The organism is Amycolatopsis alba DSM 44262 (assembly GCF_000384215.1).
Classification (GTDB): domain Bacteria; phylum Actinomycetota; class Actinomycetes; order Mycobacteriales; family Pseudonocardiaceae; genus Amycolatopsis; species Amycolatopsis alba.
In genome coordinates this window covers 5,894,020-5,915,849 of sequence record NZ_KB913032.1, presented here as the reverse complement: position 1 = coordinate 5,915,849, position 21,830 = coordinate 5,894,020, and the positions used below count along the sequence as shown (strand labels likewise).

The window sequence follows — 21,830 nt, the reverse complement described above, 5'->3', positions numbered from 1 at the left end:
CCGCGACCAGCTGAGCTGACAGTTCAGCATAAGGATGCGAGAGTGGGTGTCGTGAATCGGTCCTCCGAGCCGCCCGGCACCGAAACGGTGGCGGCGGCGGTGGCCGAGACGGCCGAGTTGCTCGAGATCATGTTCGAACGCGCTCGCGAGGCGTCACCGCGTCCGCTGTCGACGTCCCAAGTACGTGCCGTCGTGGCGCTCGACCACCACGACGGCCTGAACCTGCGCGCGCTCGCCGAGCTGCTCGGTTCGACCCCGCCGCTGGTGAGCCGCCTGTGCGACCGGCTGGAGGCGGTCGGATTCGTCGACCGGCTGCCCGGTACGAACAGCCGGCGGGAGCTCACCTTGCGGCTCAGCGACCGAGGCCGCGCCTACCTGCGTGACCTGCGGGCACGCCGCCGCGAAAGCCTGGGGGCGGTGCTTGAGAAGCTCACCCCGGAGGCCAGGACCGCGCTCGCCACCGGGCTTCGCGAGTTCCGCGAGGCGGCGGAGTTCTGAAGCCGGGACGGTGGTTTGTCCGCCGCTGGAGTAGGGTCACTGTTGTCATATGACAACAGTCGTGCCACCGTGGACGCGGGTGCGACACGAACACCCTGGAGGTGTGGTGCCGGAGACCGACGACTCCGCCGTCCGGGACCTGCTGTCGCGGATCTTCGACGTCGGCCAGGAAGACCTGATCGACGACTGGGTCCGCCGGCAGCTGACCGATTCGCCCGCCTGGACCGGCGAGCAGGAACTGCGGCGCGAGGCCAAAGAACTGCTCGGCGCGCTCCGCGGGGCCCTCGACACCGAGCTGCGCCTGGAACGGATCGTCGACCGCGACGAAGCCGTCCGCGCCGCGCTGCGGGGGTTGTCCGAGCGACGGGCGCGGGCCGGTGCCGCGCCGACCTCCACCGCGATGGCGATCCTCGGCCTCAAGCGGACCACGCTCGCCGCCATCGAAAGCCACACCGGGGACCCCGAGGTCCGCTACCGGGCTTCCTTGCAGGTCAACCGGTTCCTCGACGCCGCGAGCCTGCTCACGTTCTCGGTGTACGTCGAAGGCCGGGAAGAGATCATCCGGCGGCAGCACCAGCAGATGCTGGAACTGTCCACCCCGGTGGTGCGGCTGTGGCGCCAGGTGCTGGCCGTTCCCCTGATCGGCACCCTCGACAGCTCCCGCACGCAGGTGGTGATGAACAGCCTCCTGGAGGCGATCCAGGCCCACGAGGCCAGGGTGGCGATCATCGACATCACCGGCGTGTCCACAGTGGACACCGCGGTGGCGCAGCATCTCCTGCAGACGGTCAGCGCGGTCCGGCTCATGGGCGCGGAATGCCTGATCAGCGGTGTCCGGCCGTCGATCGCGCAGACCGTCACCCAGCTCGGTATCGACCTGTCGCATATCGAGACCCGCGGTTCGCTCGCCGACGCGCTGGCCACGGCGATGCGGCTGATCGACGACCACTCGCGGCCCGGCGTGGTGACCGGGTGAACCCGCGCGCGGGTCTGCCGATCCTGCGGCTCGGGGACATCCTGATCAGCGGGCTGCTCAGCGATCTCGACGACACGACCGCGCTGCAGTTCACCGACGAGCTCACCACCCGGATCTCCGACGAGGGGATCCGCGGGGTCATCCTCGACATCTCCCGGCTGGAGATCATCGATTCGTTCGTCGCGCGCGTGCTGATGGAACTGGCCGCGACCGGACGGCTTCTCGGCGCCAGGATGATCGTCGCCGGGATGCGCCCGGCCGTCGCGATCACGCTGTCCGATCTGGGCTTGCGGCTCACCGGCGTCCAGACCGCGCTCAACGCCGAACAAGCCATGGAACTCCTGGGATGGCGACGTCCCGCCGAGGCCGCCGAAGAGGCGCCTCGTGCTTCCTGACGAGCTCATCACCCCGGAAGCGCGTGACCACGCCGTGCGCGCCGAAGAGGATCTGCTCACCGCCCGCCACGCGGTCCGGGCCGACGCGGTCGCGGCCGGTTTCTCGATCGTCGACCAGACGAAGATCGTCACCGCCGCGAGCGAACTCGTCCGCAACGCCTACATCCACGGCGGTGGCGGCACGATGACCATCGCCGCCGTACGGGACCGCCGGGGACGCGTGGGGATCGCCCTGTCCGTCCGCGACGAAGGTCCCGGCATCGACGACGTCGACCAGGCCATGACCGACGGGTTCAGCACCGGCGCCGGCCTCGGGCACGGCCTCGGCGGCACCCGGCGGCTGGTCGACGAGTTCACCATCGACACCAGACCCGGCGAGGGCACCACGGTCACCGTCGTCCGCTGGAAGCCATGACCGTCGTCGACGCGGCACTCACCCGGCTGATCCACATCGACCACATCAGCGCGGTCTACGCCGCGACGAGGGCCGCTCGCGAGGTCGCGGCCGAAGCGGGTCTTCCCGAAGTCCTCGCCGAACGCACCGCCGTCGTCGCCTCGGAGCTGGCGACCAATCTCGACAAGCACGCCGCCGACGGCGCCGTCTTCGTCCAGCGCTCGCTGGCCGGGCCGGGAGTGGAGGTCCACGCCGTCGACACCGGCCCTGGGATGGACGATCTGGCCCACTGGCGCGTCGACGGCAACACGACCACCGAAACGCTCGGCACCGGCCTCGGCGCCGTCGGCAGGCTCGCGACCGAGTTCCGCATCCGGTCCGCGGCGGGCGTCGGCACCGTCGCGGCCGCCAGGATCCTCGCGCCCGGACACCAAGGCGCCGATGTCGCTCACGTCCGGCTCCCCCGCGAAGGCGAAGAGCGGTGCGGAGACGCGCTGGCCGTCTCGGCGATGCCCGGCGTCCGCACGGCCGTCCTCGTCGACGGGCTCGGTCACGGTCCCGAAGCGAGCGACGCCGCGGAAGCTGCGATCGCCGTGTTCCGCCGCGATCCGGACCGGGCGCTGCCCGAGCACCTGAACGCCATGCACCGGGCACTGCGGCAGACCAGGGGCGCGGCGGTCGCGCTCGCCCGGCTTTCCGAACGCGGGCTCGAGTTCTGCGGTGTCGGCAACATCAGCGGGCTCGTGCTGACGCCGGGGCACACCAGGCCGTTGCTGAGCGTTCCCGGCGTCGTCGGCCTCACCCTGCCGCCTGTGCGGGTGCGGACGCTTTCCTTGACCGGCCAGGAACTTCTCGCCCTGCACACCGACGGGATCGGCACCGCCTGGCGCGGGCAGGCCGCGCTCGGCCCGCTTCCGGCGACGGCGCTGTTCGCCGCGGATCTCGCGCACCGGCACCGCGACCTGCGCGACGACGCCGCGCTGATCGCTTTCGGACCGGGAAAGGGACTTTCGTGACAGACGTCGTCCGGTTGCGCCGCCGGGTGCGCGAGGCGTGCGCGGCCGCCGGTGTCCCGGCCGATCAGCGCGCGCGGCTGGTGCTCGCGGTGACCCTGCTCGCCGAAAGCGGTCCCACGACGGAACTCTCGTCGGCCATGGCCGACGGCAGGCTGTCCGTCACGCTGGAGTCCGCCCGGCCCGTCGGGCAGCCTGAGCGCAACACCCTTCCCCTCCTGCCCGCTCCCGGCGACGGCGCGAGCCTGACCTGGCATCTCGACGCGGGCACCGGGCCGCTGCCGGTGCCCGGCGACGACGAGACGGCCACACGGGACGAAATGCTGGCGCTGGTCGCCCGCGCCGACGCGGTCGCCAAGGAGCAGCGCGAGCTCAAACACGAACTGGCCGAGACGAACAGCGGCGTGCTCGCGATGTACGTCGAGCTGGAGGAACGGGACGAACAGCTCCGGAAGGCGCACGCGGTGATCTTCCGCGAACTGGAGGACGCGCTGCGCCCGCCGCCACCGCCCGCCGGGCCCTTCGAACTGGCCGTGCACTACGCGCCGAGCCAGCAGGATTCCCCGACCGGCGGGGATCTCTACGACTGGTTCGTCCTTCCTGACGGCTGTGTCCACATCACGCTCGTCGACGCGGTCGGGCACGGTGTCACCTCGACCCGGCACGCCCTGACCGTCACCCACGCGATCCGCACCCTGGCGCTGGAAGGCCATCCGTTCCGCGACCTGATCGGCCGCACCGCCCGCACGCTGGCGACGATCGAACCCGAGCTGATGGCGACCGTGCTGCTGGCGCGGCTGGATCCGGCGACCGGCGGCGTCACCTTCGCCAACGGCAGCCATCCCCGTCCCGTCCTGGTCACCGCCGACGGCGGCACCGAACTGCTCGCCGCCGCGACGTCGGGCCGGGGCGTCGGTTTTCCCGACCCCGGCAGCGAAAGCCTCATCCACCGCACCCTCGCCGACGGCGACCTGCTCGTCATCTACACCGACGGGCTGGTCGAAAGCCGCAAAGACTTCCAGGAAGGAGAAGAACGACTGCTCGCGGCCGCGCGGCGCAACGCCGGACGGCCGACCGCGGAGATCCCGGACGCCCTCGCCACCGAGATGCTCGAAATCGTCCTGCACGCCGACGACACCGTGGTCATCGCGATCCGGCACCGTCCGGGTTACGGTGACGCGTGATGAGGGAAGACGCCGAGCGCGACGCAGCGGACGCCGCGCTGCTCGACGCCCTCCGCGCCGGTGACATCGCCGCCGGCGAAGCGCTTTTCCGGCGGCACGCCGAACCGCTCCGCCGGATCGCGGCGGGCTGGGTCGCCGAGCCCGCCGAACGGGACGATCTCGTGGCCGAGGCCTTCGTGCGCGTGCTGAGCGTCATCCGCTCCGGCGGTGGCCCGCGGGAGAACCTCCGGCCCTATCTCGCGGTGACCATGCGGAATCTGGTGGTCAAATGGAGCCACCACCACAAGCGGGTCGAGTTGTACGGCACGACCCCGGCGACCGAGGAGGCCATCGGGACCGTGGGCGCGGAAGAACTCCTCATCCTCCGCTCGAACGCCCGGCTGGCGTGGACCGCCTACTGCGCGCTCCCCGGCCGCTGGCGGACCGTGCTGTGGCGGACCGAAGCCGAGGGCGACTCGCCGAGGGTGGTGGCCCCGCTGCTGGGGGTGTCTCCCAACGGCGCTTCCGTCCTGGCCCTGCGCGCCCGTGAAGGACTGCGCCAGGCCTTCCTTCAGGCGCAGGTCCCCGAAACGGGAACGCCGTGCTGCCAGGAGGCACGGCGCCGGATGGGCGCGTGGCTCCGCGGCGGGGTTCCCGGCCGCCGGGCGGATCTGATCGCCGGGCATCTGGCGGGCTGCGAACCCTGCCGGACCGTCGCCACCCGGCTCGACGAGGTCAATCGCGAGATGCCCCGCTCCGTCTCGGCCTGATCGCCTCAGCCGGGAACCGGGGTGCTCTCCCCCGCGATCCGCAGCGCCTCCACCAGTTCGCGGTACAGCGTGTCGGTGGCGAACAACTGTTCGTGGCTCCCGCTCGCCCGCACGCGGCCGTCCTCCATCACCACGATGGTGTCCGCGTCGATCACCGTGGACAGCCGGTGCGCCACGGTCACCACGGCACCCTCGCGGGCCAGCCGCCGGATGCAGCCGTGGATCGCGCTCTCGGTCCGGCCGTCGACCTGCGCGGTCGCCTCGTCGAGCAGCACGACGTCCGGCGTGCGAAGGATCGCCCTGGCCAGCGCGATCCGCTGGCGTTCCCCGCCGGACACCGACGTCGACGAGAGCGGCGTGTCCAGGCCGTCGTCGAGTGCGGCGATCTTGTCGCTCAGCCGGACTTCGGCGAGCGCCCGCCGCACCTCTTCCCCGGTCGCGTCCGGATGGGTGAAGAGTAGGTTCTCCCGGATCGTCCCCGGCACGATCGGCGTCTCCTGCTCGACGTAGGCCAGCCGCCTCCGCACCTCCGCGTACGGCAGGTCCGCGTACTCACGCCCGTCCAGCAGCACGGACCCCGACAGCGGATTCACGAACCGCATGATCAGCGACAGCATCGTGGTCTTGCCCGCGCCGGAAGGCCCGACGATCGCGGTGTGCCCGCGTCTCGGGATCGTCAGCGAGACCTCCCGCAGCGCCGGATCGCCGCCGTAGCCCGCGGTCACTTCGCGCAGTTCCAGTACCGGGCCGTCCAGCTCGCCCGACGGCCGCGAGCGCGCGGAGGCCTTGTCCTCTTCGTCCTCTTCGACCTCCAGCGCGTCCATGTCCCGGATCCGCCCGGCCGCGGCGAGCCCCGCCTGCAGCGCGGTCATGTTCTGGCTCAGTTCGGTGATCGGCTCCATCAGCGCGAACGCGTACAGCAGGAACGCGATGAGGCTCGACACCTCCAGCAGGCCCGCGTCGACGCGCCAGGCGCCGAGGCCGAGGATCACCAGGATCGCGCCCTGGATCCCGGACCAGGCCACCACCCAGGCGACCGCCTGTCGCCGCACCGCGCGAACGCCGTGCACGGTCGCGGCCTCCGCGTCGACCAGGATCCGTTCGGACTGCCGGGTTTCGGCGCGGCTGGCCTTCACCGTCCGGATCGCCCGCAGCGCGCCTTCCAGCACACCGCCGAGCCTGCCCACCCGGTCTTGCGCCTTCTCCTGTTCCTTCGCGATGGCGGGCATGAGCCACGCGAACAGCGCGATCACCACGAGCACGGCCGCCACCGTCGTCGCCAGCAGGACCGGGTCGAGCACGCTCATCAGGACCAAGGTGCCCGCGAGCATGACCACACCGTTGATCAGGCCGATCACGCTGGACGACGCCGCTTCGCGCAGCAGCACCGTGTCCGAGGTGACGCGGGTGACCAGCTCCCCTGTCGGCCTCTTGGTGATCGCCGGGATGGTCGCGCGGAAGAACCGCCGCACCATCGATTCCCGCGCCTTCAGCACCACCCGCTCGCCGACCGTGCCGAGCAGGATCCACTGCGTCAGCCAGATCACCGAACCGACCAGCATCAGGCCGAGCAAAGCCAGTACGGGTCCGGCCGGCGACGTCGACGAACCAAGCGAGTCGAGCACCCACTTCGTGACCATGGGCGTGGCGAGACCGGTCGCGGAGCCGAGCAGGGCGAGCACCAGGCCGATCGCGAGTGCCCCCTTGTGTGGTCTCGCGAACGACCACAGCACCTTCAATCGTGGAGTGTTCATGGTTCCTAATGGAACACGCATGTTCTAAAATCGTCAAATGAGTTCCATATCGGCAATCGAGGTACGGTACTGGCCATGAGCGAGGGTGTGGTCACCGAGACGGGTGTCCGGGCGAGGACCCGGCGCGCGATCCTGGACGCGGCCATCGAGACGTTGACGAAGCAACCGGGCGCCACGCTGGCCGACATCGCGGCGGCGGCGAACGTCGGGCGCACGACGGTGCACCGGTACTTCGCGGAACGCTCGGACCTCATCGACGCCATCAGTCACGACGCCCTCGACAAGATCTCCCGGAGCACCGAACGGGCCCGGCTCGACGACGGCCCCGCTCCGGCCGTGCTGGCGAGGCTGTGCCAGGAGTACTTCGAGCACGCCGACGTCTTCCAGCTGCTGTTCACCATGCCGGATCTGATGACCCGCCCCGAATGGGAAGAGGAGAGCGACGACGACCGTGCCCTGCTGGGGGTCATCGAACGCGGGCACGCCGAGGGCTCGATCGATCCGGCGATGACGAAGGAATGGCTGCTGCAACTGCTGTGGAGCCTGCTTTACACGGCGTGGGGCCTGGTGCGCGAGAAGACACCGAAGCACGACGCGCTCACTTTGTGCTTGCGCAGCCTGGAAAAGGTCATCGCGGTCGGCTGAGGTCCTCAGTAACCGTATGCGCCGCCACGCAATGCCGTGGCACCGCCGGGGCAGGTGAAGATGATCCGGTACTCCCCCTGGCCCCGGCCGTAGGCGTACCGGTCACCGTTCGAACAGTCGACGAAGACGTGGAAGTCCGTTCCCGAGCAGGAAAGCGCGTAACCCGATCCGGAAAGCCACGGATCCCGGCAATCCAGCGAAGGGCCACGTGGAGGTACTTCGGCTTCGGTCCCGGACGACCGGGCGGTGGTGCCGCTGTAGCCCCGTCCGGTGATCAGGTCGAGCCACGTGTAGCCCGCCTCGGCCGCGGCATCGGCCGCCGGGGCCGATCCCACCGCGATCGCGACGGCGCACAACACACTGATTCCCAGCGAATTCCGGAACTTCATACCGATCACTCCCCCTTGCCTGTCCGGGACAAGAGCAGCTTGGCGAGGACGGAAAATCAGGGCAAGAGCCAAAAGGGCCGTCCGGAAGGGAAGACTTGTCGAGGGCAAGCCAAATATGGCGCACTGCCGAGTTCCTGGCGTGCGCCCATCCGGCCGCGACGCACCTCTGAGCCTCCGTCACCTGAGAACCACAAGACCCGAGGCGAAGGACACCTTCCATTCGTGCAATGAGGGGAAAGCCCCCTTCCGCTCACTCATCGCCGACAAGCACCCATCCGCGTCCCTGGCACGACACCTTGCCTTGCCCTTCGATAAGTCCTCCGAAGGGATGACGCGGACGCGCGCCGCTTCGATGATCCTTTCCCGGTGATGGAAAAAACCGACACCCGCACGGGTGCCGCCTGGGGAATCCTCTTCGGAGGGCTCGCGGTCTTCGTGGCCGTGCCCGCACTGCTGCTGGCGACCGGGTACGACACGATCAAGCCGTCCGCGGATTCGGCCGCGGAACTCTCCCTCGCGGGCGCACTGATCCCCGCGCTGGCCGGGATCCTGCTGATCCGCGGGATCCCGCTCCACGCGCCGAGACTGCTCCCGCGGGTGCCCGACAGGCGCGCGCTGAGCAGACAAGCGACGGCCTTGGCGTTGATCGCCTTCCTGTGGCCACTGGCGTTGTTCCTGGTGTCCGAGATGGGACAGCACGCTCTGGTCCGCGACATCTGGGCGCTCGCCAAACCGCTCGTGTTCCTGGTGCTGCCACTGGTTCTTCTGCGAACCCTCCGGCCGCGCGAGGAACCGGATCCGTTCCGGCTCACGTGGCTGCCCCGGCAGGCCTGGCAATGGCTCGCGCCGATCCCGGCGGTACTCGTGTTCGGCTGGCTCTACATTCTGGGACCATTCTCGCCGCCGCTCCCCAGCGCGGACGACTATCCCGATCCGGTCTACCTCGCAGTGGGCGCGACGCTGACCTTCTTCACCGCGAACGTCCTCGAAGAGGTCTTCTTCCGCGGCATGCTGCAGACCCGCTCGAAGCGCTTTTCGGGCGCTGGCCCGGAATCCTGCTCTCGTCACTGCTGTTCGCGTGGCTGCACCTGCCGACGCACGGCCAGGGAACGCTTCCGCTCACCCTCGGCGCGATCGTGGCCTTCCAAGGGTTCTTCGGCCTGTTCACCGGCTACCTGTGGTCGCGCTACCGCAACCTGTGGGCGCCGATCGCCGCGCACACCGCGATGAACACCCTGCCCCTGCTGTTGATGTGAGCCTGCGACTCGGTCGCGTGCCTGGTCCGTGAAGGCCTCCTTCCCTACCTTCAGGGTAGGCAAGGAGGCCTTCACGGACCGAACCTGCGATTATGACCGGCTGGGCCGGTTACGCGCCGATGGTGGCCGCGTCGATGACGAACCGGTAGCGGACGTCGCTGTTCTCGACCCGGTCGTAGGCCACGTTCACCTGGTCGGCCGAGATCGTCTCGATCTCCGCGCCGATCCCGTGCTCGGCGCAGAAGTCGAGCATCTCCTGGGTCTCGGCGATCCCGCCGATCATCGAACCGGCGAGCACCCTGTTCCCGCCGAGCAGCGAGAAAGCGTTGTAGGACAGTGGTTCGCCGGGCGCGCCGACGTTCACCATCGCGCCGCCGACGCGCAGCATGCCGAGGTAGGAGTCGACAGGCAGGGTCGCCGAAACGGTGTTGAGGATCAGGTCGAAGCGGCCGCGCAGCGTCTGGAACGTCGACGCGTCACCGGTCGCGAAGTAGTCCTTCGCACCCAGCTTCAGTCCGTCTTCCTGCTTCTTCAGGCTCTGGCTGAGCACGGTGACCTCGGCGCCCATGGCGACCGCGATCTTGACCGCCATGTGGCCGAGCCCGCCGAGGCCGACGACGGCGACCTTCTTGCCGGGTCCGGCGCCCCAGCGGTTCAGCGGGGAGTAGGTGGTGATGCCCGCGCACAGCAGCGGGGCGGCGATGTCGAGGCCGATCCCCTCCGGGATCCGGCAGACGAAGCCGTCCTTCACCACGATCTGGCGGCTGTAGCCGCCGTAGGTGTTCTCGCCGTCGAAGCCGACACCGTTGTACGTCTGGATGTTGCCCTTGACGCAGAACTGCTCGGTGCCCGCAAGGCAGCACTCGCACTCGCCGCAGGAATCGACCATGCAGCCGACCCCGACACGGTCGCCGACCTGGTACTTCGTCACCCCGGAGCCGACCGCGGCGACGACGCCGGCGATCTCGTGGCCGGGCACCATCGGGAAGATCGCGCTGCCCCAGTCTTCCTTCACCTGGTGGATGTCGCTGTGGCAGATCCCCGCGTACGCGATGTCGATCAGCACGTCGTCCGGACGCAGGTCGCGACGCTCGATCGTCGTCGGCGACAGGGCGGCGCCAGGGGATGGCGCGGCGATGGCGTGCGTGGTCGTCGTCATGAAACCCTCCGAAGGAAAACAGTGAGACCATGTAAGAGGTCACTTACAACTACGTAAGAGGGCTCTTACATATTCCACGACCGGGACGGTGTGATCCACGACATGGGCGGCAAGTACCACCACGGCGACCTCCGCGCCGAACTCGTGCGGGTCGCGCTCGACCTGATCGCCGAGCAGGGACTGGGCGCGTTCTCCGTCGCCGAGGTCGCCCGGCGCGCGAAAGTCAGCCCCGGCGCGCCCTACCGGCACTTCCCGGACAAGGAGAGCCTGCTGGCCGCGATCGCGGCCACCGTCGCCTGCCAGCTGGCCGACAAGGTGCACGACGCCATCGAGGCCGAGGCTGAGCCCGTCGCGGCCCTCGCCGCCGCCGCCGGCGCGTACACGGAGTACCTGATCGAGCGCCGGGCCGGGATGAACATCATCTACTCGGACGGCCTGCAGGGCCCCGAGCACGCCGGACTGCACGAGCAGACCCGCCGCCTGACCGACCAGTTCGTCATGCTCTGCCTCACCGTCGCCGACCGGCCACAAGACGGGCTGGAGCTGATGGAGCAGTTGTTCACCCAGGCACACGGCTACGGCACGTTCTATCTCGACGGCGTCTTCACGAAACAGGGCTACTCCACCGAAGTCGTCGTCCGGAAGTCGGTCGAGGCCGCCCGCGCCGCGATCGAGGGCCGCGCGAAAATGTGACGTGATTCACGTCTGATTTGTCCGATTACCGGGGCTCCCCGCGCCGACAGGATGCAAAGCGCAATCCACTCGACAGCGAGGAGAAGCGCGTGAGCATCGGGCAAGACATCGGATCGTGGCGGGAACTGGGCCGCCATACGAGTACCGCGGCGGTACTGGCGGGTGGTGTGCTCGTCGGCGCGATCACCATCTACGTGGCGGCGAGCCTGCTGCCGACGGCGATCGAGGAGATCGGCGGACGGCCGTTGTACGCCTGGACCATGACGGCGTTCCTCATCGCCCAGGTCGTCGCGACCATGCTGGTGGGCCAGTCCCTTTCCCGGTTCGGGGGCAAGGGTTCCTATCTGATCGGCTTCGGCGTCTTCGCCGCGGGCTCGGTGCTTTGCGCGGTGAGCCCGTCGATGCAGGTCCTCCTTCCCGGCCGTGGGATGCAGGGGCTCGGCGCCGGTCTGCTGACCGGACTGGGCTTCGCGCTCATCCATTCGGCGCTGCCGTCCCGGCTGTGGAGCCGCGGAAGCGCCCTGATCTCCGCGATGTTCGGGGTCGGCAACTTCGCGGGCCCGGCACTCGGCGGGTTCACCGCCCAGTTCGGTTCGTGGCGGTCCGCGTTCGTTGCCCTGGCCGTGGCGGCGGCCGTGCTGGCGATCTTCGTGCCACGGGCGCTTCCCGGCGGCGAACGGGCGGCGCAGGCACCGCCGGTCCCGGTCGCGTCGCTGTCCCTGGTCGTCGGTGCCGCCGGAGCGGTGAGTGTGGCCGGGATCCTCTCCGACACCCTCGCCATGGCGGCCTTCATCGCGCTGGGTCTCGTCCTCGTGGCCGCTTTCCTGGTGACGGAGAACCGCGCGACGGCGAGTGTGCTGCCGGGGTCGGTGTACCGGCGGGGTTCGCGGCTGCGGTGGATCTACCTGACGATCATGGTTCTGGCGTCCGGTGTGGCCGTGGAGACGTTCTTGCCGTTGTTCGGCCAGCGGCTGGGCGGGCTCCCGCCCGCGGCGGCGGGATTCTTCGCCGCAGCGCTTTCCCTGGGCTGGTCCGTGAGCCAGCTCTTCAGCGCGTCGGCCCATAAGACCCGGCGGCTCGTCCTCGCCGGGCCCGCCTGCCTCGCCGCCGGGTTCGTCCTGCTGGGACTGCTGCAGGCCGATCGGCCGTCGCTGCCGGTGGTGCTCGCCTGGCTGCCGGTGCTCTTCTTCGGTGGCACGGGAATCGGCATCGCGATGCCGCATCTGTCCGTCGCGGCGATGACTTCCGCACCGGACGGCGAAGGCGGGAAGGCTGCCGCCGCGATCGCGACGATCCTGACGATGTCGACGGCGTTCGGTGCAGCGGTCGCCGGCCTGCTGGTCAACCTTGGCGGGTCTTCGGTGGTCACCTCGGCCCGATGGCTGCTGTTCGGCTTCGCCGCCGTCTCGGCCCTCGGCCTGTTCACCGCGCGCCGGGCCGTCTGAGTCCGATCAGCTCCGGGAGCGCTTCCCGCGCACGCGCGGGGGCGCTTCCGGGCAACGGCCGTCACAACGGATGTGCGCCCAGACGATCTTCCCGCCGCGCAGCCGCTCGCGCCGGACACCCCACTGCACCGCCACCCCGTCGACGACGAGCAGACCCCGTCCGCGGGGATCCTCGATCTGCGAACAGCGCGCCCGTGGCTGCTCGATGCTGACGTCCGCGACCTCGATGCGGACCGCGCACGGGGTGACGCCGCGCCACAACTGGATGTGGCGTGCGCCACCACCGTGCACGTAGGCGTTGGCGACCAGTTCCGTCGCCGCCAGCAGGACGTCGTCACGATGGCCCTCGCCGAGATCCGGCAGGCATCTGACCACCCAGGCGCGCATGTCCGGCAACGCCCGTGGCGTCGTGGCTCGCAGGTCAAGCACCCAGGTTCCCGGCACCGGATGCTCCGCGATACTGATCATGGAGCCACCCTTCCCCGTTACGCGACCTCGCTGCTGAAGTCGCACGTTCGGGTTACCCAGAACACCCGTTGGTCAACCACGGCCGTCAGGGCGCGATGCTCCGGAACCCGCGCAAGCGCAGGCTGTTGAACACCACGAAGACCGAGCTGAAGGCCATCGCGGCACCGGCGATCATCGGGTTGAGCAGGCCCGCGGCCGCCAGCGGAAGCGCGCCGACGTTGTAGGCGAAAGCCCAGAACAGGTTGCCCTTGATGGTGCGCAGGGTCCGCCGGGAAAGCCGGATCGCGTCCGCCGCCGCCCGCAGGTCACCGCGGACCAGCGTCAGGTCACCGGCCTCGATGGCGACGTCGGTGCCGGTGCCCATCGCCAGGCCGAGGTCGGCCTGTGCCAGCGCGGCCGCGTCGTTGACGCCGTCGCCGACCATCGCCACGACCTTGCCCTCGCCTTGGAGCCGCTTGACGACGTCGACCTTGTCCTTCGGCAGCACCTCGGCGATCACCGTTTCGATCCCGACCTCGGCCGCCACCGCGCGGGCGACGGCCTCGTTGTCGCCGGTGAGCAGCACCGGGGTCAGCCCCAGCCCGCGCAGCCGGGAGATCGCCTCGGCGGACGACGGCTTCACGGTGTCCGCGACGACCAGGACCGCCCTGGCCTCCCCGTCCCAGCCGACCACGACCGCCGTGCGGCCGAGCTTCTCCTCCGCGGCCTTGGCTTCCGCCAGCGCGGGCGTCAGGTGATGACTCCACTGCTCCAGCAAGGCACTCCGGCCGACCAGCACCGCCGAGCCGTCGACGATCCCTTGCACACCAAGGCCTTCGAGGCTGGTGAACTCTTCGACGGCCGGGAGTTCCCCGGTGCGTTCCCGTGCCGCGCGGGCGATGGCTTGCGCGATCGGGTGCTCCGACGCGTCTTCCAGCGCGCCCGCCAGCCGCAGCGTCGTCTCCTCGTCGGCACCTTCGGCCACGTGGACGGCCACCAGCGACATCTGCCCCGTGGTCACGGTGCCGGTCTTGTCGAGGACGACCGTGTCGACGGCGCGGGTCGATTCCAGCACTTCCGGGCCCTTGATCAGGATCCCGAGCTGCGCGCCCCGGCCGGTGCCCACGAGCAGCGCGGTCGGCGTCGCCAGGCCCAGTGCGCACGGGCAGGCGATGATCAGGACGGCGACCGCCGCGGTGAACGCGGCCGCGACCGAACCGCCGGTGCCGAGCCAGAACATCAGCGTGCCGACGGCGAGCGCGATCACGATCGGCACGAACACCGCCGACACCCGGTCCGCCAGCCGCTGAACCTGGGCTTTTCCGGTCTGGGCCGCCTCGACGAGCTTCGCCATCTGCGCCAGCTGCGTGTCGGCGCCGACACGGGTCGCACGGACGACGAGCCTGCCGCCCGCGTTGACCGTCGCCCCCGCCACCGGGTCACCGGGGACGACCTCCACCGGAACACTCTCGCCGGTGAGCATGCTCGCGTCGACCGCCGACGCGCCTTCGGTGATCACGCCGTCGGTCGCGATCTTCTCCCCCGGCCGCACCACGAACTCCTCGCCCGTCGCGAGTTCGCCGATCGGGATGCGGACTTCCTTGCCGTCACGGAGCACCGCGACGTCCTTCGCGCCGAGTTCGAGCAGGGCACGCAGTGCCGCACCCGCCCGCCGCTTGGACCGCGCTTCGAAATAGCGTCCGGCGAGGATGAACGTCGTGACACCGGCGGCGACCTCGAGATAGATGTTGCCGTCGCCCGCCATCCGCTGGACGGTGAGCTCGAAGGGATGCGTCATCCCCGGCGTTCCGGCCGTGCCGAACAGCAAGGCGTACAACGACCACAGGAACGCGGCCAGCGTGCCCATCGAGATGAGGGTGTCCATTGTGGCCGCTCCGTGGCGCAGATTCGCCCATGCCGCCTTGTGGAACGGCCAGGCCGCCCACACCAGCACCGGTGCGGCCAGCGTCAGCGAGATCCACTGCCAGTAGGTGAACTGCAACGCGGGCACCATCGCGAGGAGGATCACCGGCACCGACAGCACGGCGGAACCGATCAGCCGCTGCCGCAGCGGAGCGGTCGGATCGCTCTCCTCGGCGGGTTCTTCCGTCTCCACCGCGGGCAACGCGGCGGAGTACCCGGCCGCCTCGACCTGTTCGATCAGCAGGCCCGGCTCGATGTCGGCCGGGTAGCTGACCTTCGCCTTTTCCGTTGCGTAGTTGACCGTCGCGGTGACACCGTCGAGCTTGTTCAGCTTCCGCTCGATGCGCATGGCGCACGAGGCGCAGGTCATCCCGGTGATCGCGAGTTCGACCTCGGCGTCGGCCACCCGTGCGGTTCCGGTGCTCATCGGTGGCTCCCTTCCCCTGTCGCGACGGTGAATTCGGCGGTCCGGACCTTGCCGTCGTGCTGGAAGTCCAGGAACAGCCGGTAAGTTCCGCCCGTCGGGACCTCCGCGAAGAACGTCACCGCGGGCCCGGCCGGGGTCCGGCCGTCACCGGGTTCGCCGTCCGGGTGGACGTGCAGATACGCGAGGTCGCCGCCGCGCAGCGCGACCAAGTGCCCGTAGGCACCCAGGTACGGCTGCAGATCGGTGACGTCGCGGCCGTTCTTGGTGACGGTGAGCGTCACCTTCGACGACGCGCCCGGCGCGAGTTCGCCGTCGAGGTGAACCTGGTAGCCGTCGACCTCCGCGACGTGCGAGGGCCGGTACCCGGCGGGCTGGAAGTCACCGGCGGCGAAGACGTCGGCGCCCAGGGTCGTCGCCTCTCCGCCGCTGGGCTTGAAGTCGGCGAAGACGCGGTAGATCCCCGCGTCGCCGACGGTCAGCGGCACGGTCCACGTGCCGTCCTCGCCGAGTTCGGGGTGGATGTGCTGGAAGCCCGCGGTGTCGCGGCGGACGACGATGAGATGCATCCGCTTTTCGTGTTCGACGTCGTAGGCGGTCACCGGCGCGCCGTCGGCGCCGAGGATCCGGAAGGTGAAAGGGGCCGTCGTGCCGGGAGTGAGCGTCGTGATGGTGGGCGTGAGGGTGTAGCCGCCCCTGGTCGACGCGAGCCCGGCGGGTTCGTGGTCCTGTTTGCCGTGCGCCGCTTCCGTGACGGTGCCGCCGTGGGTGTCCGAGTGCCCGGTGTCCTCACCACCTGGCACGCCGGCGGCGCCGGCAAACGGACCGACAGCGGTGCCTGCCGCCCAGGCGCCACCGGCGACCAGGGCGAGGACCACACCGTAGACGGAGAGCTTCGCTGCTGTGTTCATCGTGGAAGTCCTTAGTGCGGGTGCCAAGCCGCTCAGGCGGTCAGCTGATATCCGGCTTCTTCGACGGCGGCGCGCACTTCGGCGGCCGCGGGTTCACGGGAACCGGTGACGGTCACGGCGCCGGTCGGCAGATCGACCCGGACGCCGGTGACGCCGTCGATCTTGGAGACCTCTTCGGTGACCGAGGTCGCGCAGTGGCCGCAGGTCATCCCGGTGACGGTGTAAGTCGTTTCGCTCATGGACCCAACGTACATACCCCAGGGGGGTAACGCAACGGCCTAAAGGTACCCCGGCAGGGTATCGTGCGTCACATACCCCTGAGGGGTAGCCTGGCGATCAGCCGCGCGCCCGGATCGCCGTCCGTCGCGCGCAGCGATCCGCCGTGCCGGACGGCGATGTCGCGGGCGAGCGTGAGGCCGAGGCCGGTACCTCCCGCGTCCCGCGCGCGGGCGTCGTCGAGCCGGGCGAACCGGTCGAAGACGCGCTCGCGATCAGCGGCGGGAATGCCGGGACCGTCGTCGATCACTTCGAGGACCGCCTCGCCCGCCTCCCGCCGGAGCCGCACGGTGACGGACGAGCGCGCGTGCCGCACCGCGTTGTCGAGCAGGTTCCGCAGCAACCGTTCCAACTGGACGGGTTCGCCGGGCACCGGCGCCGGACCGTCCACATCGGACACCACGATGGGACCTGGTTCGAGCGCGCGTTCGGCGACCTGCTCCCCCACCACGTCGGCGAGGTCGACGACGTCTTCCGGGATCGCCGCCGGATCGACGGCCAGCTGGAGGAGATCCGCCGTGATGCGCTGCAGTCGCTGGACGTCGAGCAGCGACCGGCGGGCGACGGCGGGCCAATCCGCGCGATCGGCGTGGGTGAGCGCGACCTCCAGGCCGGCGCGGAGGCTCGCCAAGGGACTGCGCAGTTCGTGACTGGCGTCGGCGACGAAGCGTTCCTGCTGGTCATACGCCTGCTGCAGCCTGTCGAGGGTCGCGTTCGTGGTGGTGGCCAGCCGGGCGACCTCGTCACGGGACGGGGGCACCGGGACCCGGCGGTCGAGCCTGCTCCCGCTGACCTCGGCCAGTTCACGGCGGATCGCCTCCACCGGGCGCAGCGCCCGCCCGGCGGCGAGCCAGGCGGCCAAAGCGGTGATCAGCACCGCGAGCGGGACGAAGAACCGCAGGGTGTCGTCGAAGGTCCCCAACGTCCGGAGCGTCTCCCACGGCAGCACGAACAGATAGACCGTGAGCCGACGGCCACCGCTGTCGATCACCTTCCCCACCACGGTGTATTCGCGATATTCGCGCCACTGCGGATGGTCACCGGGCTTGAGCGTGGCCTTGGTGGTGACCTCCCAGTCCGCGGGCGCCCCGGTGGGCGCGGGCGGCAACGACGTCCACGCTGGATCCCAGCGGCGCAGGTTCTCGCTGCTGGCGACCGGTCGCCCGGCGTCGTCGACCACCTCGAACAGGGCGTCACCGGCGAGCGGCACCGGTTGCCCGGTCCGGTAGCCGTCGGCGAGGCTGGTCAGCTGAACCCTCGTCGCGTTCACGGCGCTGCCCGACAGTTGCGAGCTCAGCAGCTCGCGGGTGCTCAGCCAGCCGAGGGTGAACACGATCGCGCAGAGCAGCGCCGCCGAGAGCGCGGTGCTCCTCCGCACCGACGAGGGCCACCAGCCGGTCATTCGCTCACCAGCCGGTAGCCGGCGCCGCGCACGGTCGCGATGGTGTGCCGCCCGAACGGCGTGTCCAGTTTGCGCCGCAGCGCGCTCACGTAGACCTCCACGATGTTCGGGTCGCCCCGGTAGGCCAGATCCCAGACCTGGTCGAGGATCTCCCGCTTCGTCACCAGCTGCGCGCCGTTCCGCACCAGGCATTCGAGGACCGCGAACTCCTTGGTGGTCAGCGACACCGGCGTCCCGGCGCGGCGGCACGTCCGCTTGGCCGGGTCGAGCACGAGATCACCGAACTCCAGCACACCCGCGGACCCCGAGGCGCCTCGCCGGATGAGGGCCCGCAGCCGGGCGGTGAGCACGACGTACGAGAACGGCTTGCTCAGATAGTCGTCGGCGCCGGTGTCGAGCGCCTCAGCCTCGTCGTACTCGCCGTTCTTCGCCGTCAGCATGAGGATCGGCGTCCTCACCCCGCGTTCCCGCAGCGCCGCGCAGACGCGGTAGCCGTTGAGCTTCGGGAGCATGATGTCCAGCACGATCACCTGATACGGGTGCAGCTGGGCGAGTTCGAGCCCTTCGAGACCGTCGTGGGCGAGGTCGACCGCGTAGCCGTCGGCCTCGAGTCCCCATTGGAGGGTTTCGGCCAACCGCATTTCGTCTTCCACCACGAGCACGCGCATGCCACGATCTTCGCAGATCGCCGCCACTGTTCCTGAAGCGTTCTTCAGGTTGTTTCAGGAACCGTTCAGGTGCTTCCCGCCATGATCGCGGAATGAACACAATGGACGGACACGCCGCGAGCGCGGTCGATGTCGTGAAGGTCTACGGCCGGGGTGACACGGCGGTGCGGGCGCTGGACCACGTGACTTTGGACTTCCCGCGAGGCCGGTTCACCGCGATAATGGGGCCTTCGGGTTCGGGCAAATCGACCCTCATGCACTGCCTCGCCGGACTGGACACCGTCGACGGCGGCCGGGTCCACATCGGACGAACGGACCTCACCGGCCTGTCCGACGCCGAGCTGACCAGGCTGCGCCGGGACCGGGTCGGGTTCGTGTTCCAGTCGTTCAACCTCCTGCCGACCATGAACGCCGAGGAGAACATCCTGCTCGGGCTCCGGCTCGCGGGCCGCCGCCCGGATCCGGCGTGGTTCGACACCGTCGTCGGCACCCTGGGGCTCCGGCAGCGCCTGCGGCACAAACCGGGTGAACTCTCCGGCGGCCAGCAGCAGCGGGTGGCGTGTGCCCGCGCGCTCGTCGGCAGGCCGGACGTCGTGTTCGCCGACGAGCCCACCGGCAGCCTCGATTCGCGGTCCGGCGCCGAGGTGCTCGACTTCCTGCGCACCTCGGTCCGCGAACTCGGCCAGACCGTGGTGATGGTGACCCACGACCCGGTGGCGGCCTCGTACACCGACCGCCGGGTGGTGCTGGCCGACGGCCGGATCGCCGAGTTCTCCGGGCTGGGGGCGTGATGCTGCGAACCGTGCTCGCCGGGTTCAAGGCCCGGCCGCTGCGGCTGCTGCTGTCGGCCATCGCCGTCACCCTCGGCGTGACCTTCGTGGCCGGTTCCTTCGTGCTCACGGACGCCGTCGGCGCGGGACTGCGGGCAGCGGTCTCCTACGAGACGCGCGGGGTGGACGCGTCGATCGAGGCGAAACGGGGCGCCGACCTCGACGACGCGACGCTTGAGAAGGTCCGTCAGGTACCGGGGGTCGCCGCCGCTGAGGGCCGGACCACCATCAGCGCACCCTTGCTCGGCCCCGACGGGCGTCCGCGAGACGCCGCCGCGACCGCGTTGAGCACCGACGAGAAGCTGCGGCCGTACGACCTCGCGAACGGCCGCTTTCCTGGTACCACCGGGGAAATCGCGATGGAACGGGACAGCGCCGACGGCTTCGAACTGGGCAAGCCCGTGACCGTGCTGGACGAAACCGGCGGCCGTCACACGCTGACACTGGTCGGCACGTTCCACCGTCCCGCCGGTCTTGGCGGGACGAATTTGCTGGTGTCACCGGAAACGTTGCGGCAACTGGTCCCCAAGGCGACATTCGGCCAGATCGTCGTGCGTGCTTCACCCGGCGTCGGCCAGGCACAGCTCGTCGCGGACCTGAAGAAGACGCCGGGCGTCTCGGTGATGACGGGGAAAGAGGCCGCCGCGCAGCTGCTGCGGGAGACCGCGCCGGACACGGCCGGGCTGGCGAAGTTCTTCACCGCCTTCGCTGTCCTCGCCATGGTGGTGGCCGCGATGGTGATCACCAACTCGTTCACCATCCTCGTCGCCCAGCGATCGCGCGAGCTGGCCTTGCTGCGGTGCGTGGGCGCCAGGAAACGGCAGGTCTTCGGCAGCGTGCTCGCCGAGGCGGCGGTGGTGGGCGCGGTCGCGTCCGCGGTCGGGCTGTTCGGCGGGCTGGGTGTCGCCGCCGCGCTGCAGGCCGTCGCGGGTCAGGAGACCGTGTACCTTCCCTTGACCACTCGGACCGTGGTCGCCGCCGTGGCCATCGGGATCCTGGTGACCGCGCTCGCGGCGGCGATCCCGGCGTGGTCCGCGACCAGGGTCGCGCCGATCGAAGCCCTGCGGACGCCCACCGAAGCCAAACGCGCCGGACGGCCTCGCGCGATCGTCGCGGTGATCCTGTTCGCCGCCGGTGTCGGAACGGGCGTGCTGGCCCATCAGTCCACAGTGGAGGATGGCGCCGCCCTCGCCATGGTGGCGATGGTCGCCTTGCTTGGCGCGACCCTGGCCGCCGGACCGCTGGTGGTGGGACCGATCGTCCGCGCGCTCGGCTCGCTCGTGCCGGGGCGGCCCGCCGACCTGGCCGCGCTCAACGCCGGCCGCAACCCCAAACGCACCGCCGCCAGCGCCGCCGCGCTCACCATCGGCCTCGCCGTCGTCGCGCTCGCGACCACCGTGGCCGCGGGCGTCGAGGCTGGCCGGAGCCGAGGACTGGACGACCAGCTCGCCGCGGATTTCACCGTCACCTCGGTGGTCACGACGAAGCCTCTCCCGGCCTCGCTCGCGGACACCCTCGCGGCCGTGCCCGGCGTGACCGCCACTTCGGTCCGCCGCTCGTTCTCGGGAGACTTGGGCACGTACGGCACGTATCAGCTGACCGCCGTCAGCGGCGACCTCCTGCGCCCGACGGTGCTCTCCGGCCGCCTCGGCAGGCTCGGCCCCGGCGAGATCGCCATCGGCAAGGACCTCGCCGACCAGACCGGGCTCGCCGTCGGCGACACCGTGCGCTCCCTGCGCGTGGTGGCGGTCTACGACAGCGTGGACGCTCCGGGAGTCGATCTGGGATTCGCGGTGGTCGATCTCGCGGAGCAGCGAACGCTCGCCATGAACGACGAGAGCTACGACGGGAGCGTGCTCGTCAAGACCGCCGATCCCGATCAGGCCAGGACGGCACTGGAGCAGGCGCTGACCGGCACGCCGCTCGCGAAACTGAGCAGTGTGCAGGAGATCAAGGAACAGGCGGCCGCGCCGTTGCGGGAAACGCTGAACCTCATGTGGGCGCTGACCGCGCTGGCGGTGCTGATCGCTTTCGCCGGGATCACGAACACGCTTTCGCTGTCGGTCCTGGAGCGGACGCGGGAATCGGCGCTGCTGCGCGCGCTCGGTCTCACGCGCGGCGGGCTCGGCGCGGCGCTGACCGCGGAGTCGGTGTTCGTCGCCGTTCTCGGTGCCGCTTGCGGGTTGTCGGTGGGGATCGCCTCCGCGTGGCTGATCACGGAGGTCGCGTCGGGCGGCGGTGAGCCGATCGTGTTCGCGCCACCCTGGGGACGGCTGGGGGTCCTGGTCGCGGCGGCCCTGCTCGCGGCTCCGCTGGCAGCCTTGGTCCCGGCCCGGCGGGCCGGACGAGTTCCCGTCACCGCCGGCCTCGCAGCGGCTTGAGCGCGATGTCCCCAGCGC

22 protein-coding genes are annotated in these 21,830 nt (G+C 70.3%); 13 read left to right on the top strand and 9 right to left on the bottom strand.

The window, feature by feature from the left end:
* The first annotated feature begins 42 nt into the window (after window positions 1-42).
* From AMYAL_RS0127865 to AMYAL_RS0127835, 7 genes are all read left to right on the top strand, one after another.
* Window positions 43-498, top strand: coding sequence for a MarR family transcriptional regulator (locus AMYAL_RS0127865; RefSeq protein ID WP_020634559.1), 456 nt, complete (start codon window positions 43-45; stop codon window positions 496-498).
* A 106-nt stretch (window positions 499-604) separates the two neighbouring features.
* A complete protein-coding gene (locus AMYAL_RS0127860; protein ID WP_039795800.1) occupies window positions 605-1,474 on the top strand; it encodes an STAS domain-containing protein in 870 nt (289 codons plus the stop codon).
* The gene (locus tag AMYAL_RS0127855) at window positions 1,471-1,869 is read left to right on the top strand and encodes an STAS domain-containing protein (protein ID WP_020634557.1); all 399 of its coding nucleotides are present in this window, start codon (window positions 1,471-1,473) and stop codon (window positions 1,867-1,869) included. The genes AMYAL_RS0127860 and AMYAL_RS0127855 overlap by 4 nt, the downstream gene beginning before the upstream one ends.
* On the top strand, window positions 1,859-2,284 hold the full coding sequence (locus tag AMYAL_RS0127850; protein ID WP_020634556.1) for an ATP-binding protein: 426 nt from the start codon (window positions 1,859-1,861) through the stop codon (window positions 2,282-2,284). The genes AMYAL_RS0127855 and AMYAL_RS0127850 overlap by 11 nt, the downstream gene beginning before the upstream one ends.
* Window positions 2,281-3,279, top strand: a complete 999-nt coding sequence (locus tag AMYAL_RS0127845; RefSeq protein WP_020634555.1) for an ATP-binding protein — start codon at window positions 2,281-2,283, stop codon at window positions 3,277-3,279. The genes AMYAL_RS0127850 and AMYAL_RS0127845 overlap by 4 nt, the downstream gene beginning before the upstream one ends.
* Window positions 3,276-4,460, top strand: a complete 1,185-nt coding sequence (locus AMYAL_RS0127840) for a PP2C family protein-serine/threonine phosphatase (RefSeq protein WP_020634554.1) — start codon at window positions 3,276-3,278, stop codon at window positions 4,458-4,460. The genes AMYAL_RS0127845 and AMYAL_RS0127840 overlap by 4 nt, the downstream gene beginning before the upstream one ends.
* Window positions 4,460-5,209: a sigma-70 family RNA polymerase sigma factor gene (locus tag AMYAL_RS0127835; protein ID WP_020634553.1), complete on the top strand. Its 750-nt coding sequence runs from the start codon at window positions 4,460-4,462 to the stop codon at window positions 5,207-5,209. The genes AMYAL_RS0127840 and AMYAL_RS0127835 overlap by 1 nt, the downstream gene beginning before the upstream one ends.
* A gap of 5 nt (window positions 5,210-5,214) precedes the next feature.
* Here AMYAL_RS0127835 and AMYAL_RS0127830 read toward each other — a convergent pair whose 3' ends face one another.
* Window positions 5,215-6,963, bottom strand: a complete 1,749-nt coding sequence (locus tag AMYAL_RS0127830) for an ABC transporter ATP-binding protein (protein WP_245193085.1) — start codon at window positions 6,961-6,963, stop codon at window positions 5,215-5,217.
* Between the two features lie 75 nt (window positions 6,964-7,038).
* Here AMYAL_RS0127830 and AMYAL_RS0127825 point away from each other — a divergent pair, with 75 nt between their 5' ends.
* A complete protein-coding gene (locus tag AMYAL_RS0127825; RefSeq protein ID WP_020634551.1) occupies window positions 7,039-7,608 on the top strand; it encodes a TetR/AcrR family transcriptional regulator in 570 nt (189 codons plus the stop codon).
* 5 nt (window positions 7,609-7,613) lie between these two features.
* Here AMYAL_RS0127825 and AMYAL_RS46250 read toward each other — a convergent pair whose 3' ends face one another.
* Window positions 7,614-7,997, bottom strand: coding sequence for a hypothetical protein (locus tag AMYAL_RS46250; protein WP_051137553.1), 384 nt, complete (start codon window positions 7,995-7,997; stop codon window positions 7,614-7,616).
* A gap of 836 nt (window positions 7,998-8,833) precedes the next feature.
* Between AMYAL_RS46250 and AMYAL_RS50435 the strand changes: the two genes are divergently transcribed.
* A complete protein-coding gene (locus AMYAL_RS50435; RefSeq protein ID WP_245193083.1) occupies window positions 8,834-9,253 on the top strand; it encodes a CPBP family intramembrane glutamic endopeptidase in 420 nt (139 codons plus the stop codon).
* A gap of 109 nt (window positions 9,254-9,362) precedes the next feature.
* Here AMYAL_RS50435 and AMYAL_RS0127810 read toward each other — a convergent pair whose 3' ends face one another.
* The gene (locus AMYAL_RS0127810; RefSeq protein WP_020634549.1) at window positions 9,363-10,412 is read right to left on the bottom strand and encodes an NAD(P)-dependent alcohol dehydrogenase; all 1,050 of its coding nucleotides are present in this window, start codon (window positions 10,410-10,412) and stop codon (window positions 9,363-9,365) included.
* 90 nt (window positions 10,413-10,502) lie between these two features.
* Between AMYAL_RS0127810 and AMYAL_RS0127805 the strand changes: the two genes are divergently transcribed.
* Window positions 10,503-11,105, top strand: coding sequence for a TetR/AcrR family transcriptional regulator (locus tag AMYAL_RS0127805; RefSeq protein WP_020634548.1), 603 nt, complete (start codon window positions 10,503-10,505; stop codon window positions 11,103-11,105).
* 89 nt (window positions 11,106-11,194) lie between these two features.
* Window positions 11,195-12,550, top strand: coding sequence for an MFS transporter (locus AMYAL_RS0127800; protein ID WP_020634547.1), 1,356 nt, complete (start codon window positions 11,195-11,197; stop codon window positions 12,548-12,550).
* 6 nt (window positions 12,551-12,556) lie between these two features.
* Here the strand turns inward: AMYAL_RS0127800 and AMYAL_RS0127795 are convergent, their stop codons facing one another.
* The 6 genes from AMYAL_RS0127795 to AMYAL_RS0127770 all read right to left on the bottom strand — a co-directional run bounded on the left by AMYAL_RS0127795 (window position 12,557) and on the right by AMYAL_RS0127770 (window position 18,601).
* Window positions 12,557-13,018: an ATP-binding protein gene (locus AMYAL_RS0127795; RefSeq protein ID WP_020634546.1), complete on the bottom strand. Its 462-nt coding sequence runs from the start codon at window positions 13,016-13,018 to the stop codon at window positions 12,557-12,559.
* Between the two features lie 85 nt (window positions 13,019-13,103).
* Entirely contained in the window at window positions 13,104-15,347 is a 2,244-nt protein-coding gene (locus AMYAL_RS0127790) for a heavy metal translocating P-type ATPase (protein ID WP_020634545.1), read from the bottom strand.
* Complete coding sequence (locus tag AMYAL_RS0127785) at window positions 15,344-16,255, bottom strand: hypothetical protein (RefSeq protein ID WP_020634544.1); 912 nt, start codon at window positions 16,253-16,255, stop codon at window positions 15,344-15,346. The genes AMYAL_RS0127790 and AMYAL_RS0127785 overlap by 4 nt, the downstream gene beginning before the upstream one ends.
* Before the next feature lie 32 nt (window positions 16,256-16,287).
* Window positions 16,288-16,494: a heavy-metal-associated domain-containing protein gene (locus AMYAL_RS0127780; protein ID WP_020634543.1), complete on the bottom strand. Its 207-nt coding sequence runs from the start codon at window positions 16,492-16,494 to the stop codon at window positions 16,288-16,290.
* Between the two features lie 68 nt (window positions 16,495-16,562).
* Window positions 16,563-17,933, bottom strand: coding sequence for a sensor histidine kinase (locus AMYAL_RS0127775; protein WP_020634542.1), 1,371 nt, complete (start codon window positions 17,931-17,933; stop codon window positions 16,563-16,565).
* Window positions 17,930-18,601 carry a response regulator transcription factor gene (locus AMYAL_RS0127770; protein ID WP_020634541.1) on the bottom strand — a complete coding sequence of 224 codons (672 nt, stop codon included), beginning with the start codon at window positions 18,599-18,601 and terminating at the stop codon, window positions 17,930-17,932. The genes AMYAL_RS0127775 and AMYAL_RS0127770 overlap by 4 nt, the downstream gene beginning before the upstream one ends.
* 101 nt (window positions 18,602-18,702) lie before the next feature.
* Between AMYAL_RS0127770 and AMYAL_RS0127765 the strand changes: the two genes are divergently transcribed.
* A complete protein-coding gene (locus AMYAL_RS0127765) occupies window positions 18,703-19,392 on the top strand; it encodes an ABC transporter ATP-binding protein (RefSeq protein ID WP_020634540.1) in 690 nt (229 codons plus the stop codon).
* Complete coding sequence (locus AMYAL_RS0127760; protein WP_020634539.1) at window positions 19,392-21,812, top strand: ABC transporter permease; 2,421 nt, start codon at window positions 19,392-19,394, stop codon at window positions 21,810-21,812. Before AMYAL_RS0127765 ends, AMYAL_RS0127760 begins: the two co-directional genes overlap by 1 nt.
* Window positions 21,813-21,830: the final 18 nt, after the last annotated feature.

Excerpts from the sequence above, each read along its gene's own strand:
- AMYAL_RS0127845 (WP_020634555.1), top strand. The coding sequence starts at position 2,281 with ATGACCGTCGTCGACGCGGCACTCACCCGGCTGATCCACATCGACCAC.
- AMYAL_RS0127835 (WP_020634553.1), top strand. The coding sequence starts at position 4,460 with ATGAGGGAAGACGCCGAGCGCGACGCAGCGGACGCCGCGCTGCTCGAC.
- AMYAL_RS0127830 (WP_245193085.1), bottom strand. The coding sequence starts at position 6,963 with ATGAACACTCCACGATTGAAGGTGCTGTGGTCGTTCGCGAGACCACAC.
- AMYAL_RS0127825 (WP_020634551.1), top strand. The coding sequence starts at position 7,039 with ATGAGCGAGGGTGTGGTCACCGAGACGGGTGTCCGGGCGAGGACCCGG.
- AMYAL_RS46250 (WP_051137553.1), bottom strand. The coding sequence starts at position 7,997 with ATGAAGTTCCGGAATTCGCTGGGAATCAGTGTGTTGTGCGCCGTCGCG.
- AMYAL_RS50435 (WP_245193083.1), top strand. The coding sequence starts at position 8,834 with ATGGCTCGCGCCGATCCCGGCGGTACTCGTGTTCGGCTGGCTCTACAT.
- AMYAL_RS0127810 (WP_020634549.1), bottom strand. The coding sequence starts at position 10,412 with ATGACGACGACCACGCACGCCATCGCCGCGCCATCCCCTGGCGCCGCC.
- AMYAL_RS0127795 (WP_020634546.1), bottom strand. The coding sequence starts at position 13,018 with ATGATCAGTATCGCGGAGCATCCGGTGCCGGGAACCTGGGTGCTTGAC.
- AMYAL_RS0127790 (WP_020634545.1), bottom strand. The coding sequence starts at position 15,347 with ATGAGCACCGGAACCGCACGGGTGGCCGACGCCGAGGTCGAACTCGCG.
- AMYAL_RS0127785 (WP_020634544.1), bottom strand. The coding sequence starts at position 16,255 with ATGAACACAGCAGCGAAGCTCTCCGTCTACGGTGTGGTCCTCGCCCTG.
- AMYAL_RS0127780 (WP_020634543.1), bottom strand. The coding sequence starts at position 16,494 with ATGAGCGAAACGACTTACACCGTCACCGGGATGACCTGCGGCCACTGC.
- AMYAL_RS0127775 (WP_020634542.1), bottom strand. The coding sequence starts at position 17,933 with ATGACCGGCTGGTGGCCCTCGTCGGTGCGGAGGAGCACCGCGCTCTCG.
- AMYAL_RS0127770 (WP_020634541.1), bottom strand. The coding sequence starts at position 18,601 with ATGCGCGTGCTCGTGGTGGAAGACGAAATGCGGTTGGCCGAAACCCTC.
- AMYAL_RS0127765 (WP_020634540.1), top strand. The coding sequence starts at position 18,703 with ATGGACGGACACGCCGCGAGCGCGGTCGATGTCGTGAAGGTCTACGGC.
- AMYAL_RS0127760 (WP_020634539.1), top strand. The coding sequence starts at position 19,392 with ATGCTGCGAACCGTGCTCGCCGGGTTCAAGGCCCGGCCGCTGCGGCTG.